Source organism: Leifsonia sp. NPDC056665 (genome assembly GCF_042791795.1).
Classification (GTDB): Bacteria; Actinomycetota; Actinomycetes; order Actinomycetales; family Microbacteriaceae; genus Leifsonia.
Window position 1 is genome coordinate 55395 of sequence record NZ_JBHTXK010000001.1, and the last position, 16650, is coordinate 72044.

The window sequence follows — 16650 nt, forward strand, 5'->3', positions numbered from 1 at the left end:
CTCCGGATGCCGGTCAGACGAAGGCGGCCTCGCCGGTGATCGCGCGGCCGACGATCAGGGTGTTCATCTCGCGGGTGCCCTCGTAGGAGTAGAGGGCCTCCGCGTCGGCGAAGAAGCGGGCCACGTCGTAGTCGAGGACGATGCCGTTGCCGCCCATCAGCTCGCGGCAGCGTGCGACGGTCTCGCGCATCCGCGCCGTCGCGAACGCCTTGGCCAGGGCCGAGTGCTCGTCGCGCTGCTCGTCGTCGTCCTGCATCTGCGAGACCCGGGTGCAGAGGGCGATGGAGGCGGTGATGTCGCCGATGGACTTGACCAGGAGGTCCTGGATGAGCTGGTGCTTGGCGATCGGCTTGCCGAACTGCACGCGCTCCTTCGCGTAGCGCAGCGCCGCCTCGTACGCGCCGACCGCGACGCCGACGGCGGCCCAGGCGACCTCGGCGCGGGTCAGCCGCAGCACGGCGGCGGTGTCGCGGAAGCTGTTCGCGTTCTGGAGGCGCAGTGACTCGGGCACGCGCACGTTCTCGAGCGTGATGTCCGCGTTCTGGACGATGCGCAGCGACGTCTTGCCCTCGATCTTGGTCGCGGTGTAGCCGGGGGTGCCGGTCGGGACGATGAAGCCCTTCACCTGGCCGTCCTCCGCGCTCTTGGCCCAGATGACGGTGATGTCGCTGAAGGTGGCGTTGCCGATCCAGCGCTTGGAGCCGTTGAGGATCCAGTCGTCGCCGTCGCGGGTCGCGACCGTGCGCAGGCCCTGGGCGGAGTCGGAGCCGGAGTCCGGCTCGGTGAGGCCGAACGCGCCGAGCACCTCGCCGCTGGCGAGCTTGGGCAGCCACTCCGCACGCTGCTCCGTGGAGCCGCAGACGCCGATCGCGCCGAGCGCCAGGCCGTTCTGCACGCCGACGTAGGTGCTGACGGAGGCGTCGACGCGGGCCAGCTCCAGGGCGACCCAGCCGCGGAAGACCGCCGAGTTCTCGAACGGCGCGGTCTCCTCGAAGCCGAGGCCGATCGCGCCTGCGGCGTGCAGCACGTCCACGATCTGGCGCGGGAACTCCGCACGCTCCCAGTACTCGTTGACGATCGGCTTCAGTTCGGTCTCGAGCGCCGCGCGCAGGTTCGCAATGAAGTCGCGCTCGCGCTCGGTCAGGAGGTTCTCGAAGCCGTAGAAGTCGCTGGCGAGGGATTCGAAGGCCATGTGTGCTCCAGTGCATGCGGTCGGCAGAGACCGCCAGCCTAGGGACCGGCCCTGGACCCGGCAAAGCGATTGGTACTTTGGTCTAACCGGATCGAAGGGAACACCACGGATGTTTGTGCGCATCGGCAACACCCCGCGCGATTACGCGTGGGGTTCCACCACCGCGATCGCCCACCTCCTCGGCACGACGCCGAGCGGGGCCCCGGAGGCGGAGCTCTGGCTGGGCGCGCACCCGGGCTCACCCTCCCGCATCCTCGACCCCGCGGAGGCGGGAGGAGCCGCCGACCTTGCGCACTGGAGCGAGACGGCCGGGAAGCTCCCCTACCTGCTCAAGGTGCTCGCGGCGGCGGGTCCGCTGTCGCTGCAGGCGCACCCGTCGTCCGCGCAGGCGCGCGCCGGGTTCGAGCGCGAGAACGCCGAGGGCCTGGCGCCGGGCTCCCCCGAGCGCAACTACAAGGACCCGTTCCACAAGCCGGAGATGATCTTCGCGCTGTCCGACCCGTTCGACGCGCTCTGCGGCTTCCGGGAGCCGGCCGACAGCCGTGCCGCGCTCGAACGGCTGGCGGGCGGCGACCCCGCGGTCGCGGCGTTCGCCGCCACTCTCGACGGCGACCCGCAGCAGGCGCTGCGCCACGCGACCGAGTGGCTGCTGGGCGGAGCGCCGGAGGTGGCGGCGGTCGTCGACGCCGTGGTCGAGGCGGCCAGGACCGCGGAGGGCGTCGACGCCGACACCGTCCGGATGCTCGCGGAGGCCTTCCCCGGCGATCCGGGGATCGTCCTCGCGCTGCTGCTCAACCGGGTCGCGCTGCGCCCGGGCGACGCCCTCTACCTCCCGGCCGGCAACATCCACGCCTACCTCCGCGGGCTCGGCGTCGAGCTGATGGCCGCCTCCGACAACGTGCTGCGCGGCGGGCTGACCCCGAAGCGGATCGACGTGCCGGAGCTGGTGAGCATCCTCGACTTCGCGCCGTTCGCCGTGACCCCGATGGTCCGGGAGCGGCCGGCACCCGGCGTCGAGGAGTTCGTGCCGGACGTGCCGGACTTCCGGCTGGCGCGCGTGGAGGTCGGCGGCGACGTGCCGTCCACCACGGTCGAGTTGCCCGGCACCGCGATCGCGCTCTGCACAGCCGGGGATGTCGAGCTCCGCGGCGCCACGGGCTCGGTGCGGCTCGCCCGCGGCGAGGCGGCCGTGGTGACGGCGGACGAGGGCACACTGACCGTATATGCCGGCGCGGGAACACTCTTCCTGGCGACGCCGAACCGGTGAGCTATCCTTCGGGGGTGAGCAGGCCCTCCCCTTCCGCGCGCGGATCGAACCCGCTGCGTGACCGCGTCGACGCCGCCCGCGGCGCCTCCGGCACCGGGGTCTCGGTGTTCGCGGTTCTGCTGCTGTTCACGCTGTTCGCCGGGGACTTCTGGCGCAACCTGATCAGCTGGCCGGGCTACTTCGTGCTCGCCGGCGTCCTGGCGGTGGGGAGCGTCGTCCTCCTGGTGCGGCTGAGGCCGGCCGTGCGCCGGCGCAAGCTGCCGAAGTCGCTAGTGCTCTTCCTCGCGTTCGCGGTCGTCTCCCTGGCCTGGTCGGCGTATCCCGGAGCGACCGCGCTCGGGCTGGTCACGCAGTTCGCCACGACCGGCGCCGCGCTGTTCCTCGCGTTCTGCCTGAGCTGGCAGGCGCTGCTCACGGCCCTGGCGAACGCGTTCCGCTGGATCCTCGGGCTCTCGCTGCTGTTCGAGCTGATCGTCTCCGTCTTCGTGCGCAGGCCCGTGCTCCCGCTCACCCCTGTGCAGCCGGCGCCGTCGTCGCACATCCCGTCTGCCTTCTACTGGAGCCGCGACCTGCTCTTCCACGGCGGCCAGATCCAGGGGATCGTCGGCAACAGCAATTTGCTGGCGATGGTCGCGCTGCTCGGGCTGGTCGTGTTCGGCATCCAACTCGCCGATCGCAGCGTCCGCCGCGGGACGGCGATCACCTGGATCGTCGTCGCCGTCGCGACCTTCGCGCTGACCCGCTCTTCGACCGTGTTCGTCGCCGCCGTGTTCACTGCGGTCGTGCTCGGTTTCGCGCTCTGGACGCGCCGCGCCGGCCCCGAGCGGAGGCGGCCGGTGTACCTCACCGCCGCGGCGCTCACGGTCGTTGTCGTCGTGTCCGTCGTGCTGTTCGCCTCCCGCATCCCCGTGCTGCTCGGCAAGAGCGAGGATCTCACCGGCCGGCTGACGATCTGGAACTCGGTCATCCACCTCGCCCAGGAGCGCCCGGCGTTCGGGTGGGGTTGGGTGAGTTACTGGGCGCCCTGGGTGTCGCCGTTCAAGGACCTCGCCGTGCGCAGCGGCGTCGTCTACCTGCAGGCGCACAACGCCTGGCTCGACGTCTGGCTGCAGCTCGGGATCGTCGGCCTGGTGATCTTCGCCCTCCTGGTGCTGAGCACGCTGTGGCGGACCTGGTTCCTGGCCGTGGACCGGCCGCGGGTGGCCGTCGCCGACGACCTGCCGTACACCGCGCTCGCCCTCCTGCCGCTGCTGCTGCTGGCCGCCCTGCTCGCCCAGAGCCTCGCCGAGAGCCGCATGCTGATCGAAGGGGGCTGGGCGCTCCTCGCGCTGCTCGCCCTGAAGACCAAGCAGTCCGCCACGTAGGATTCTGTTCATGGCCGAAGCACGTCGAACCCTGGTGCCGCCCGCGGTGACCGAGTTCCTCGGATCGGCGAGATTCAACTCGACCCTCGCGCTGCTGGCGGTGGTGACCGGATTCTCGACCCACGCGATCCGCGCGCTGATGGGCTGGCCCGGCCTCATCGGCGTGCTCGGCACCATCGCCGTCCTGGCGGCGCTGTCGTTCATCGCCCAGCGCAAGCTCATCGAGTGGCACGGCCTGCTGCCGATCTCCGCGCTGCTGTTCGTCGGCTGGTGCGCGCTGTCCATCATCTGGAGCGACTACCAGTGGGCGACGATCGGCGGGGTCTTCTACCAGCTCCTGTTCGCGTTCCTGGCCGTCTACATCGCCCTGGTGCGCGACGCCATCCAGATCGTCCGGGTGGTCGGCGACGCCCTCCGCGTGCTGCTGACCGTGTCGCTCGCGCTGGAGGTCCTGAGCGGCCTGCTGCTCGACCTGCCGATCCGCTTCCTGGGGATCGCGGGCAACATCGCGGCCGGCGGCCCGATCCAGGGCCTGTTCGGCACCCGCAACCAGCTCAGCATCGTCGCGCTGATCGCGTTCGTCACGTTCCTGGTCGAGCTGCGCACCCGCTCCGTGCGGCCCACGGTGGCGGCGTTCTCGATCACGCTCGCCGCGCTCTGCATCCTGCTGGCGCACTCCCCCGTCATCGCCGCCGTGTCGGTGGTGGTCGGGTTCGCCACGCTCGCGCTGTACCTGCTGCGGAAGGTGCCTGCCCACCGCCGGACGCTGGTGCAGTGGGCGCTCGCGGTCGTGACTATCGCCATCCTGGTCACCGGGTGGATCTACCGCACCCGCGTGATCGACCTGCTCAACGCCCGCGCGGACTTCCAGGTGCGCTACAAGCTCTGGATCCAGATCTGGGAGCTCATCCCGATCAACCAGATCGCCGGCTGGGGCTGGGTGGGCGCTTGGCCGACCGACCTCTACCCGTTCAACGCCATCCAGGACGCCACCGGCACGTACCACCCGGACGGCCTGAACGCCTACCTGGACGTGTACCTCCAGGTCGGCTTCATCGGCCTCCTGATCTTCGTCGCGCTCATCGCCCTGGCGTTCGGCCGCTCCTGGCTGCTCGCCTCCAACCGCCGCAGCGTGGTCTACGCCTGGGCGCCGCTCGTGCTCGTCGCGCTGCTGGTCACGAGCGTCTTCGAGAGCTCGATCCTGATCGAGTCCGGCTGGATGCTGATGGTGATCTGCACGGTGAAGGCGTCGCAGGGGATGAGCTGGCGGCTGCGGCTGCCGCATCGGGACGGGGCGTGACCGGAGTGCGGTCGGGCCGGCCTCAGCCCGCCGTCGCCTCGCGCCACTCCGCGATCGCCGCGGCGAGCTCCTCGTGGTCGAGGCGGTCGAGCGCTGCCGGCTCGAAGTCGTCCGCGTAGAGCGCGGCGACCGCGTCCACCGCGTCCGGGCCGATCCCCGAACGGCTCATGCCGACCGTGTTCGCGCCACGCACCCGCGCCGGATTGCCGAACGCCTTCGCCCACGGCGGCACGTCCCGCGTCACCACGGAGCCCATGCCGACCATCGCACCGCGGCCGACATAACGGCGCTGGTGCACCGATGTCCCGAGCCCGAGGTTGGCGCCGTCGCCGATCCGGACGTGACCCGCCAGGAGCACGCTCGAGGCCAGGGTCACGCCGTCGCCCAGGCGGCAGTCGTGGGCGATGTAGACCTGGTTCATCACGAACGCGTCGTCGCCGATGACCGTCTGCGCGTGCCAGCCCTGGTGCACCTGCGCGTACTCGCGGAACACGTTGCGGTCGCCGATCCGGATCCCGTTGCCGCTCGACAGGTCGGCGACGTCGCGCGGGTGCTCCCACGAACGGACCTCCGGCGGCGCGCCGATCACGACGCCTGCGCCGATCCAGTTGCCGTCGCCGAGCTCCACGGGGCCGGTGATCACGGCGAACGGGCCGATCGTGTTGCCCTCCCCCAGGCGCACATCGCCCGAGACGACCGCGGTGGGATGGATGGAATTGGGCTGGGCGCTCATGCAGACCGATCGAACGGAGAGGACAAGGTAAGGTGGGAGCGCACGTTTTCCCGTTACGCCCACAGCACTATACCCACGAGGCTCAATGATTCCCATCACGACGGTCAAGTTCGGTCCCGAAGAAGAGCGCGAGGTCCTCGAAGTCCTCCGCTCGGGCTCCATCGCCCAGGGTCCGAAAGTGGCTCAGCTCGAGGACGAGTTCGCCCGCATGCACGACGCGAAGCACGCGATCGCGGTGAACAACGGGACGACCGCGCTGGTCGCATCGCTGCAGGCGCTCGGCCTCGGTCCGGGCGATGAGGTGATCACGTCGCCGTTCACGTTCGTCGCGACCCTGAACGCGATCCTGGAGACCGGCGCGACCGCGACTTTCGCCGACATCCGCCTCGACGACTTCAACGTCGACCCCGAGTCCGTCGCCGCCGCCGTCGGGCCGCGCACCAAGGTCCTGCTCCCCGTCCACCTCTACGGCCAGATGGCCGACATGGAGCCGATCGCCGCGATCGCCGAGCAGAACGGGCTCCGCATCCTGGAGGACGCCGCGCAGTCGCACGGCGCGACGTACAACGGCCGCTACGCGGGCAGCTACGGCCTCGGCTCCTTCTCGCTCTACGCGACCAAGAACCTGACCACGGGCGAGGGCGGCCTGATCACGACCGACGACGACGCGATCGCCGACACGCTCCGCGTGATGCGCAACCAGGGCATGCGCGCCAGGTACGTCTACGAGATGGCCGGTCACAACTACCGGCTGACCGACCTCCAGGCAGCGCTGGGCATCCCGCAGCTCGCGCGGTACGCGTCGATCGTCGCGGCGCGCAAGCGCAACGCGGCACGCCTGATCGAGGGCCTCGCCGGCGTGCCCGGCATCGTGACGCCCCAGGAGCTCCCCGGCCGCTCCCACGTGTGGCACCAGTTCACCGTCCGCGTGACGGAGGACGCCGCGGTCAGCCGTGACGAGTTCGTCGCCAAGCTGGGCGAGGCGGGCGTGGGCGCAGGCGTCTACTACCCGCGTCTGCTGTGGGACTACGACGCCTACCGCGACCACCCCAACGTGATCAAGCGCGACGCCCCGGTGGCGGAGCAGGTCGCGAGCCAGGTCGTCTCGCTCCCTGTCCACAACTCGCTGAGCGACGAGGACCTCGACACCATCGTCGAGACCGTCGCCGCCGTCGCGGGCGGACGCCGGTGACCGCCTTGAAGCGTGTCGCGCTCGTCGGCGCCGGCACCATGGGAAGCCACCACGCGCGCGTGATCTCGCAGTCCGCAGGCGCCGAGCTGGCGCTGCTCATCGACCCCCGCGAGGCGGTCGGAGCGAGCGTCGCCGAGCGTTTCGGCGCCACCTGGCTCCCCGAGCTGCCCGACCTCGACGGGATCGACGCGGTCGTCGTGGCCGCCGCCACCGAGGCCCACTACGACCTGGCCACGCGCGTGCTCGGCCAGGACGTGCCGCTGCTGGTCGAGAAGCCGGTCGCTGACAGCCTGGCGCGGACCGAAGAGGTCATCGCCCTCGCCGACGCGCGCGACATCCCGTTCATGTGCGGCCTCCTCGAGCGCTACAACCCCGCTGTCATGACGGCCCGCGGGATCATGGGCGAGCCCATCCACATCACGGCGTCCCGGCACTCGCCGTACGCCCCGCGCATCCGCACCGGCGTCGCGTGGGACCTGCTCGTGCACGACGTCGACCTGGCCATCGGCTTCGTCGGCGCTGCGCCCGTCGCCGCCGAGTCCCGGCTCGGCTACTTCCACCCGGAGTCGCTCCAGGGCGCGGAGGACGTCGCCGAAACGATCCTCGACTTCCCGGGCGGCGCCATCGCCCACGTGTCCGCGAGCCGCATCGGCCAGCGCAAGATCCGCCAGCTCTCGATCTACGAGCGGGACCGCCTCATCGAGGTGGACCTGCTGCGCCGCGATGTCACCGTCTACCGTCACGTCTCCGAGAACTCCGTCGACGACGGCCGCGGCTACCGCCAGCAGACGGTCATCGAGATCCCCGAGCTCGTGAGCTCGCAGGAGCCGCTGACCACGCAGTTCGCCCGGTTCCTCGACGTCATCGACGGCCGCATCGACGCCGCGGCGGAGCGCGCGAGCTTCCTCCCTGCGCACCGCGTGATCGACAAGGTCATCTCGCAGAGGCCGAGCGCCGCGGCATGAGCGCGTCCACCGGGCGCCGTGAGCGACGGATGCCCGCGCTGCTCCAGAAGCCTATGGTGCGCTACCTGCTCGCGGGCGGCGTCGCCTTCATCGTCGACTTCGGGCTCCTGGCGCTCTTCCACGAGGTCTTCGGTTGGGTCACCTGGCTGGCCGCCGGCGCCGCCTTCATCCTCAGCTTCGGGTTCACGTACTTCATCCAGCGGGTCTTCTCGTTCGAGTCGACCGCGCCGCATGGCAAGGCCCTGATCAAGTACACTCTGCTGGTCGCCTTCAACACCCTGGCGACCGCGATCATCGTCGGGCTGGTCGACCAATCCGCGCTCTCCTGGGCCGGCGGAAAGGTGATCGCCACCGCCGTGACCACTGTGTGGAACTACTTCGCCTACAAATACTGGGTGTTCGCATCGCCGCGCTCGGCCATCGTCGAGCCGGAGCCCGGAGAGGACTGAACTATGTACAACGGCGCACGAATCGCCGCTGTGGTGCCCGCTTACAAAGAAGAGAAGATGATCTCCGAGGTCATCGACACGATGCCCGAATTCGTGGATCACATCGTGATCATCGACGATCACAGCCCGGACGGGACGAGCGCGGTCGTGCAGGCCAGCACCGACGACCGCGTCGTGCTGATCCGCCACGAGGTCAACCAGGGCGTCGGCGGCGCGATCATCACGGGGCACCGCGCGGCGATCGAACTCGGCGCCGACGTGAACGTCATCATGGCCGGCGACGCGCAGATGGACCCGGCCTACCTCCCGGCGCTGCTCGACCACGTGACGACGGAGGGCTACGGCTTCGCGAAGGCCAACCGGTTCTTCGCCCCGGAGTCCTTCCACGGGATGCCGCGCTACCGGATCTTCGGCAACATCGTCCTGTCGTTCATGACGAAGCTGGCCTCGGGCTACTGGCACCTCTTCGACCCGCAGAACGGCTACACGGCGATCCGCACGGACGTGCTGCGCCGGGTCCCGCTGGACAACGTCGCGCGGCGGTACAGCTTCGAGAACGACCTCCTCATCCACTTGAACATCCTCCAGGTGCCCGCGGTCGACGTGCCCATCCCCGCCGTCTACGGCGAAGAGGTGTCCAGCATCCGCCTCGGCCGCGTGGTCCCCGAGCTGCTCAGCCTCCTCACGCGCGGCTTCTGGCGGCGGATCTGGTACCGCTACGTGCTCTGGTCCTTCTCCCCCATCGCGCTGCTCCTGGTCCTGGGCATGATCCTCTTCCTCTTCGGATTCGGCGTCGCCATCTGGGTCTGCTTCCAGGTCGCCGCCTCCGTGGTCGCGACGGCCGCCACGGTCATGCTCGCGGCACTGCCGCTGATGCTGGGGACGCAGATGCTCATCAGCGCCTTGCAACTCGACATCCAGGCGAGTCCGTCGACGCCGAGTTACCTCCCGTTCGAACGGGAGCCGGACATCACCTGATCGGGCTCCGAACGGACGAAGGCGGCCACCGCGATGCGGTGGCCGCCTTCGTGTGTCAGGGCGCAGTGCGGCGACCCGTCGTCCGTCAGGGCGCGGCGGGGACCGTCAGCGGCGTCACCGAGTAGAGGTGGAAGGTCGTCGGCCCCTGCCTGATCGTCGCCTGCTCGGCGAGGCAGGGCTGATCGACGGGCGCGTCGGAGATGACGTGCCTGACGTGCTTCTGCGCGAACGAATAGCAGGAGTCGAACGTCATCACGATCGCGTCGGCCGCGGGGTTGTGCGGGTCCGGGGCGCCCTGGCCGGCCACCCAGCTCAGGTTCGCGAGGCGGTTCCAGTTCAGCTCGTGCGTGTGTGAGGGGTCGATCTGCTTCCACATCTCCGCCGGGGGCGCACCCTGGAAGCCGTTGTAGCCGGGCAGTCCCGACTGGACGAGCACAGCGCTCGGCAGACGCGAGTCCCCGACGCCCACCCAGCTCCCGGGATCGGCCGCCTGCATCGCGTGCATCTTCTTGGCGACCGCCGTGTTGTTGAGGTCGTACACCCCGCGGTAGAGCGGGTTGACGCCCATCGAGCCGATCAGGGAGACGGCGAGGAAGCAGACGCTGCCGATGAGCGCCCAGCCCGACGAGTAGGCCACGACCGAGAGCACGAAGAGCACGCCGACGACCGGCCACGACCACGACTGCAGCACCAGCGGCGAGCCGAGGTGGAAGAGGTGGACGGCGACGATCGCGACGGAGCCCGCGGCGAGCACGCCGGCCAGGACCGTGGCGATGACGGGCATCCTGCCCTTCTCGCGGCGGATGGCGTCGGCGCGCTGGGCGATGACCAGTGCGAAGACGACGGACACGAGCCCGAAGCCCATCCGCAGGCGGCCGTCCGTCGTCCGGTCGAGCAGGATGAGGTGCGAGATCGCGTCCCAGCCCGGGACGACGAGGAAGAGAGTGAAGAGCGCGGTGACCGCGAGCAGGGCCACGAGGAGCCAGTCGGTCCCCCGCTGGGCGCGGCGGTCGCGCACGATGAGCCAGATCGCGGGGACGGCGAGGAACAGCCCGATCAGGAAGAACGTCGAGGCCTCCGAGGCGTTCCCGCCGAGCGGCTGCCCGCCGACCACGCCGAGGTTGCGCGTCACCGGTGCGGCGAAGAGCGCGATCAGGCCGTCCTTGTTCGTCTGGCCGGTGTGCTCGAATCTCTGCCCCGGGTAGACGGTGTCGAGGAACTTCTGGATCGTGGCCCACCTGGTCACGATCCACACGAGCAGCACGGCGACGCCGGCGGCGCCCCCGACGAGGATCGGGAGGAGCGACCGGACGCGTGTCCGGATCGAGCCGTCGTACCTGACGCCCTCCTCGAAGGCGAGCGGCCTGCGCCCGAGCAGCAGGCCGACGCCCGCGAACAGCACGACGAACACCGCAGGCACGATGAACGGGACGTAGACGCCCATCCCCATGGTCACCGTCAGGTAGCCGACGACGCCGACCCAGGTCCAGCGTTGCCAGCGACTGCGGGATTTGATCAGCCAGACGACGGCCGCGATCGTGGCGAACGCCCACGAGGCCGGCCAGAACGTCACGGGCAGGTACCACCACTGGAAGAACGGGGCGAAGAAGAATCCGACCGCGATAGCCGCCGCGGTCACCGGACGCCGGGGCAGGAAGGTGACGGCGGCCAGGTACGCGGCCGCCATCAGGGCGAAGCCGGGAAGCCACCATTTCAGCGCCATGGCGTTGTCCAGCGGCAGGAACCAGAAGCCGAGGAGGTGCGGCCGGAAGACCATTGACCAGTCCCACGACGGCAGGTCCGACTGGACGGTGGAGTCGATGCCGCCCGGGAAGGTGTGGTTGACGACGGGGAGGCCCTGCTCCACCTGCGAGATGGTCCAGGCCGTCTGCACCGACCACTCGTCGCTGCGGATCGCCTCGGGCTCGCCTGCGATGAGGCTCGAGTCGGCCCCTGTGGCGAAGAACTGGTGGAGGAAGCCCGTCGACGAGCCCGTGATACCCAGTCCGACGAAGACGACGAGGAGGATGAACAGCACCGCGGGGAACGCGACGACGACACGCCAGTTCGGGAGGCCGACCTGCGTCGGTGCGACCGCCGCGCGCCAGCGCGCGACGACGGAACGGCGGCGACGGCGTCGTCCGGCGACCTGTTCCTGGTCGCCGGTGGCGGCTTCGACCGGTTTCTCACCGACGGCAGAGTTCACTTCTTCATTCCTTGGGTGTATGGCGTGATGGCAGCCCCGAGCATACTTGACGGGCGCTGGATTTCCGCTGATCTCGCGGCGCGCCTAGGCAGGCTGGACGAGGTCCCGCGCGATGTCCTGGAGGCCGCGGCTCGCGTAGCGGCCGTACGCCCCCGTCACCGCGAGCAGCAGGACGGGCACGGCCCGCAGCAGGCGGTTGCGCGGCATCCGGGCGCGCCTGGACTCGAAGACCGCCTTGCGACGGGCAGCCGCCACCAGGTCGGCAGTCGCGCCCATCGCGGGAAGCCGCTCGGCCAGCACGCTGCCACGCCTGGCGAGCGTGCGGTTCCTGTCGCCGCGGGGCTCGAGCATCCTGCCGAGCTTGTAGCGGAGCGTCGGCTCGATGACCCCGATCGCGTTCGCGCCGTGGATCCGGTAGCGGGTGGGACGGGACTCGACGACGGCCAGCCCGCTGCGCGCCGCCGCGACGATCGCGAGCCACTCGTCGTGCACCCACTCCGCGGGGAAGGGAGCGGCGGCCCCCAGCAGCGAGCGCCGGAAGATCATCGTCGCCCCGGTCGCCAGGTTCCGACGGAGGAGCGCTCCGAACCCGCGGCCGTCGCGCACCGCGTTCAGCTCGTCCGCACGGAGCTCCAGGCTCTGGAACAGGGTCGCACCGGTCGGGGCGCCGTCGCCGTCGATGATCGTGGCGTCGGTGAACACGCAGAGCAGTCCGGGGTCGGCTTCGAAGCGCCGGGCGAGAGCCTCCAGCCGATCCCGCTCCCAGACGTCGTCCTGGTCGCACAGGGCGATGAGGTCGCCCGTGGTCGCCTGGATCGCCTGCTCGAAGTTGCGCACCACTCCGAGGGCGACGGGATTCTCGATCACCGTCAACGCGGGCGCACCGGCTCCGGCGGTCCGGACGGCCTCGACGACGATGGCGACAGTGCTGTCGGCGGAGGCGTCGTCCGAGAGCACGATCTCATCGGGGAGCCGCGCCTGGGTCAGGATGCTCGCGACCTGCTCGCCGACGAACCGAGCGCCGTTGTGCGTGCACAACGCGACCGAGATCCTCACTCGGCGTCCTGATGCAGGTAGTCGTAGAACTCGTCCTTGCGGTCGCGGAGAGCGTGGTACTGGTTGCCGCTCTCCTCCTCCATGACCTGGCCGATCAGGACGGCGGACTTCCGCACCTGCCAGCCGTGCCGCAGTGCTCGCGAGGTCATCCACTGGTCCTCGAGCATCAGGAACCGCGCGGGGAGGTCGAAGTAGCCCGGCTCGGAGACGAGTTCGAGATCGGCGATCGTTCCGCCGGTTCCCGCGTAGTCCAGGGCCTCGCCCGCGGCGACCTCCGACCGCTGCCAGTGGCTGCCGTGATTGGCGAAGCCCCACCAGGCGCTGACGGTGTGCGGCCGGTACTCGGACAGCAGGGTGGCGACGAAGTCGGGCATCACGTCCTGATCGTCGTCGAGCATGACGAACGGGCCGCGCACACCGGCCTGCCACAGCCAGCGCGCGACGACGAACCGGGCTATTCCGCCGATGTTGCGCGGCGACTCGTAGAGCTCGACCGAGGCGAGGTTCACGAGCCGCGCGTCCTCCAGCACCCGTCGGTAGAGCTCGGTGTTCGCGGGGTGGTTGTTCCAGAGGATCAGCCGGAGGGGCCGATCGGTCTTCTGCAGCGCGAGCATCCGGATGATCTCGGGCAGCCGGGCCGGACGCGTGTAGAGGCACATGACGACCGGGACGGCGCCGTCGGTGACCTCGCCGAGGGTCATGAGCGGCTGGATCGGGGCGGCGATCAGGTCGTGGACCGCTCGCGCGCGGCGCGCCTCGGCCTGAGCGACGCGACGCCGGTCGCGGTCGTCCCGCACCGAGCCGGCCGTGCGGGCGACGCGTCCGGTCACGCCGTGCACGGCAGCTCCCGCGCGGTCGGCGACGCGCACGATGCGCCGCGAGCGCTGCGCTGCGAGGGCGGCCTCCGCGGCTTCGGCCCGTCGCTCGGCGTGCGCCAGCCGTCCCGCCAGCGCGAGCTGTTCCGCCACTGCGACCCGCAGGGCCTCCCGCTCCACCGCCTGCGGAGCGTCGATCGGGGTGTCCGCCGCGGTCCGGAGGCCGCGGAGCCGGTCATCGAGCGCGAAGCCCGCGGACTCCAGCTCACCGGCCGTCGGGGTGCCGGCCAGATACCGGGCGGTCGCGAGCGGAGCGCCTCCGGACGCGGTCAGCCGCTGCGCGAGCGAGCGCGAGCCCAGCCGGAGCACCTCGACACTCGACTGCTCGGCCGGCAGGTCGGGGCCGGGACGTCGCGCCGTGCGCGTCACCGGGTCCACCGGCATGCCGAGCGACCGCAGCCGGTCCCGGTCCCGCGTGTCCCTCTGGACGAGCCGATCGAACCCGGCGCCCGCGGCCGCCGCCGGCCCGGTCAGGTCCGTCACCGGCGCATCGATGCGCGCGACCGTGCGATCGAACGCCCGCAGCGCGTCGACGAGCAGGGTCGACGGGTCGGCAGCCACCCAGAACTCGCCGCCTGCCGCGTCGAGCACCCAGTCGTCGCCCTCGGGAGCCCAGGTCGCCACGAGCTCGACCGCTCCCGGCGCCAGTCTGCTCTCGATCGCCGACCGCAGCGCAGGATCGCCGGACGGGTCGATGAGGACGACGCGGTCGACCCCCTGAACCCGATGATGGTCGACGGTCGCTGCGATCAGGTCGGCATCGGCCGGCGAGACGTGGACGGCGAGCGTGATCCCCAAATCGTTCCCCCGTTCGGGCTCAGGCCGGACGGCCGCTGCGTTCGCCGAGGTCCTCGGCGGTCGGCTCGGCGTACACCGCGCCGACCGCGAACTCGTAGTACGGGACGTCGAACGAGGTCACCTGCGGCAGGTCGTGGATGTGCCGGCCGGCGAAGTCCATCAGCGAGGCGTTGAGGAAGTACTTCCCCGTGCCGAACCGGACGTCCTTGAACGTGAACCGGACCGTGCGCTCCTCGCGCAGGGTCGGGAGACGCAGCCCGATGCGCTTCGTGGTCGTTCCGTAGACGGCCTGTCCCATCGTGTTGTCGATCTGGATGGCGCCCATCCAGTCGTCCAGCCCGTCGTAGTGCTCGACGTCCATCTCGACCACGAGGTCCGACCCGGGAGACACCTCGTCGCCCGGCCGTCCGCCCGCCGGGAAGACCCGGACGTCGTGGATCACACCGCGACCCATGATCTCGTCGACGTTGTCGCCCTCGGCGGCCTGGCGCCGCTCCTCCAGGTTCTCGCGCAGCAGCGCGACGCCCCTGTTCGGCTCGCCCTCGTACTTGACCTCGCCCTTGTCGAGGAGGATGACCCAGTCGCAGAGCTCGGTCACCTGGCCGGAGGAATGGGTCACGAGGATGATCGTGCGGCCCTGCTCCTGGAACGACCGGATCTTGTCGAGGCACTTGCGCTGGAAGGCCTCGTCGCCGACAGCGAGGATCTCGTCGACGAGGAGGATGTCCGGGTCGGTGTGCACGGCGACCGCGAAGGCGAGCCGCACGTACATGCCGGACGAGTAGAACTTGACCTGCGTGTCGATGAAGTCAGCGATGCCGGAGAAGGCGACGATCTCGTCGAAGCGCTCCTCGGTCTCCTTGCGCGAGAGTCCGAGGATCGATGCGTTCAGGAAGACGTTCTCCCGCCCGGTCAGGTCGGGGTGGAAGCCCGCGCCGAGCTCGAGGAGCGCAGCGATCCGCCCGCGGTGGCTGACGGAGCCGGCAGTCGGCTCGAGGATCCCGCCGATCACCTTGAGGAGCGTGCTCTTGCCCGAGCCGTTGTGGCCGATGAGGCCGACGGTGGTGCCCGCGGTGATGTGCGCCGTCACGCCCTTGAGCGCCCAGAAGTCCTCGCGGTGCTTGCGGCCGCGGCCGAAGCCGGTGAGGCGCTCCTTGAGGGAGTTGTCCTTGCGGACGACGAAGCGCTTGGTGACATCGTCGATGACGATGATCTCCGGCCCGGTCTCCTCCGCAGTCGAAGCGCTGGTCACTGGTGTAGTCATGCTGCTCGTCATAGCCTTCTGATCACAGTTCCTGCGCGAAGTTGCCCTGCAGGCGCGCGAACACCCGCTGGAAGCCGACCAGCATGATCAGACCGATGACGATCGCGATCAGCATTCGCGGCAGGAGCCATTCGGGCGACGGCTGGGTGTCCCCGCTCACCCACATGGCCTTCTGGAAGCCGAGGACGGCCAGGGTGATCGGATTGTTCGTGTAGATGTCCAGCGCTACCCCGTTGCCGAGCGCGGTCTGGACGGTGTGCCACGGGTACACGATCGGCGACGCCCACATCAGGATCATCAGGCCGACCTCCACCAGGTACTGGATGTCGCGCAGGTACACGTTCGCCGCCGAGAGCAGGATCGCGAATGCCGTGCCGTAGACCAGGATCAGCAGGAACGCCGGGACGAGGTAGACGATGCCGGGGTGGATCGGGAACTTGCGCAGGACCAGCGTGGCGATCACGAGGATGCCGAACTGGATGAGGAAGTTGAACAGTGCGGAGCCGACGCTCGCGAGCGGGAAGATCTCGCGTGGCAGGTAGATCTTCTTGATCAGGCCGGAGTTGCCGACGATGGAGGAGGTGCCTCCCGCCACGATCTCGCTGAAGAGCGTGTACGCGGTCAGGCCCGTGAAGACGTAGATCGCGAAATCGGGCGTGCCGCGCGCGGCGCCGAGGAAGCGTCCGATGACCACGTAGTAGATGACGAGCTGGGTCAGCGGCCGCACGAGCGACCAGAGGAAGCCCAGCGTGCTGTCCTTGTAGCGTGCCTTGAGGTCGCGGCGGACCAGCAGGCCGAGCATCTCGCGCTGGCCGAGGATCTCGCGCAGCGACGCCCAGCTCCCGCCGAGGGCGCCGCCCTTCGCGCCGGTGCGGACAAGGGGCGCGTCGGCGAGCGCAGCGAAACGGGCGTCGCGCAGTTCGCGATCGGAGAGTCTTTGATTGGCCATGAGCAGAAGCAAGCATAGCTTGCGCCCTCCTGAACCCCGGCTGAGCGAACCGTTCCCGGCTG

At 70.1% G+C, this 16650-nt stretch carries 14 protein-coding genes; 7 read left to right on the forward strand and 7 right to left on the reverse strand.

The genetic code is table 11. From position 1 onward, the window contains the following. Positions 1-13: 13 nt before the first annotated feature. The gene (locus tag ACFQ9V_RS00245) at positions 14-1192 is read right to left on the reverse strand and encodes an acyl-CoA dehydrogenase family protein (RefSeq protein WP_382457180.1); all 1179 of its coding nucleotides are present in this window, start codon (positions 1190-1192) and stop codon (positions 14-16) included. A gap of 109 nt (positions 1193-1301) precedes the next feature. Here ACFQ9V_RS00245 and manA point away from each other — a divergent pair, with 109 nt between their 5' ends. The 3 genes from manA to ACFQ9V_RS00260 are packed head-to-tail and all read left to right on the forward strand — an operon-like array spanning position 1302 to position 5123. Beyond that, positions 1302-2459, forward strand: coding sequence for a mannose-6-phosphate isomerase, class I (manA, locus tag ACFQ9V_RS00250; RefSeq protein ID WP_382457181.1), 1158 nt, complete (start codon positions 1302-1304; stop codon positions 2457-2459). 14 nt (positions 2460-2473) lie between these two features. After that, positions 2474-3823: an O-antigen ligase family protein gene (locus ACFQ9V_RS00255; protein WP_382457182.1), complete on the forward strand. Its 1350-nt coding sequence runs from the start codon at positions 2474-2476 to the stop codon at positions 3821-3823. Positions 3824-3833: 10 nt separating this feature from the next. Then, positions 3834-5123 (forward strand): O-antigen ligase family protein, encoded by a 1290-nt coding sequence (locus tag ACFQ9V_RS00260; protein ID WP_382457183.1) that lies wholly within the window; start codon positions 3834-3836, stop codon positions 5121-5123. Positions 5124-5145: 22 nt separating this feature from the next. On the opposite strand, the gene ACFQ9V_RS00265 is transcribed toward ACFQ9V_RS00260, so the two are convergent. Beyond that, the gene (locus ACFQ9V_RS00265) at positions 5146-5856 is read right to left on the reverse strand and encodes a UDP-N-acetylglucosamine acyltransferase (RefSeq protein WP_382457184.1); all 711 of its coding nucleotides are present in this window, start codon (positions 5854-5856) and stop codon (positions 5146-5148) included. Positions 5857-5941: 85 nt separating this feature from the next. On the opposite strand from ACFQ9V_RS00265, the gene ACFQ9V_RS00270 reads away from it, so the two are divergent. The 4 genes from ACFQ9V_RS00270 to ACFQ9V_RS00285 are packed head-to-tail and all read left to right on the forward strand — an operon-like array spanning position 5942 to position 9440. After that, complete coding sequence (locus ACFQ9V_RS00270) at positions 5942-7048, forward strand: DegT/DnrJ/EryC1/StrS family aminotransferase (RefSeq protein ID WP_382457185.1); 1107 nt, start codon at positions 5942-5944, stop codon at positions 7046-7048. After that, entirely contained in the window at positions 7045-8013 is a 969-nt protein-coding gene (locus ACFQ9V_RS00275; protein WP_382457186.1) for a Gfo/Idh/MocA family protein, read from the forward strand. Before ACFQ9V_RS00270 ends, ACFQ9V_RS00275 begins: the two co-directional genes overlap by 4 nt. Next, positions 8010-8462, forward strand: a complete 453-nt coding sequence (locus ACFQ9V_RS00280; RefSeq protein ID WP_382457187.1) for a GtrA family protein — start codon at positions 8010-8012, stop codon at positions 8460-8462. Before ACFQ9V_RS00275 ends, ACFQ9V_RS00280 begins: the two co-directional genes overlap by 4 nt. 3 nt (positions 8463-8465) lie before the next feature. Continuing rightward, positions 8466-9440, forward strand: a complete 975-nt coding sequence (locus ACFQ9V_RS00285; protein ID WP_382457188.1) for a glycosyltransferase family 2 protein — start codon at positions 8466-8468, stop codon at positions 9438-9440. Between the two features lie 85 nt (positions 9441-9525). On the opposite strand, the gene ACFQ9V_RS00290 is transcribed toward ACFQ9V_RS00285, so the two are convergent. From ACFQ9V_RS00290 to ACFQ9V_RS00310, 5 genes are all read right to left on the reverse strand, one after another. After that, positions 9526-11646 (reverse strand): hypothetical protein, encoded by a 2121-nt coding sequence (locus ACFQ9V_RS00290; protein ID WP_382457189.1) that lies wholly within the window; start codon positions 11644-11646, stop codon positions 9526-9528. 84 nt (positions 11647-11730) lie between these two features. Beyond that, positions 11731-12702 carry a glycosyltransferase family 2 protein gene (locus ACFQ9V_RS00295; protein ID WP_382457190.1) on the reverse strand — a complete coding sequence of 324 codons (972 nt, stop codon included), beginning with the start codon at positions 12700-12702 and terminating at the stop codon, positions 11731-11733. Further along, positions 12699-14375 carry a hypothetical protein gene (locus ACFQ9V_RS00300; protein ID WP_382457191.1) on the reverse strand — a complete coding sequence of 559 codons (1677 nt, stop codon included), beginning with the start codon at positions 14373-14375 and terminating at the stop codon, positions 12699-12701. Before ACFQ9V_RS00300 ends, ACFQ9V_RS00295 begins: the two co-directional genes overlap by 4 nt. A gap of 19 nt (positions 14376-14394) precedes the next feature. Continuing rightward, entirely contained in the window at positions 14395-15639 is a 1245-nt protein-coding gene (locus ACFQ9V_RS00305) for an ABC transporter ATP-binding protein (protein ID WP_382457192.1), read from the reverse strand. Between the two features lie 22 nt (positions 15640-15661). Continuing rightward, the gene (locus tag ACFQ9V_RS00310; RefSeq protein ID WP_382457193.1) at positions 15662-16588 is read right to left on the reverse strand and encodes an ABC transporter permease; all 927 of its coding nucleotides are present in this window, start codon (positions 16586-16588) and stop codon (positions 15662-15664) included. Between the last annotated feature and the right edge of the window lie 62 nt (positions 16589-16650).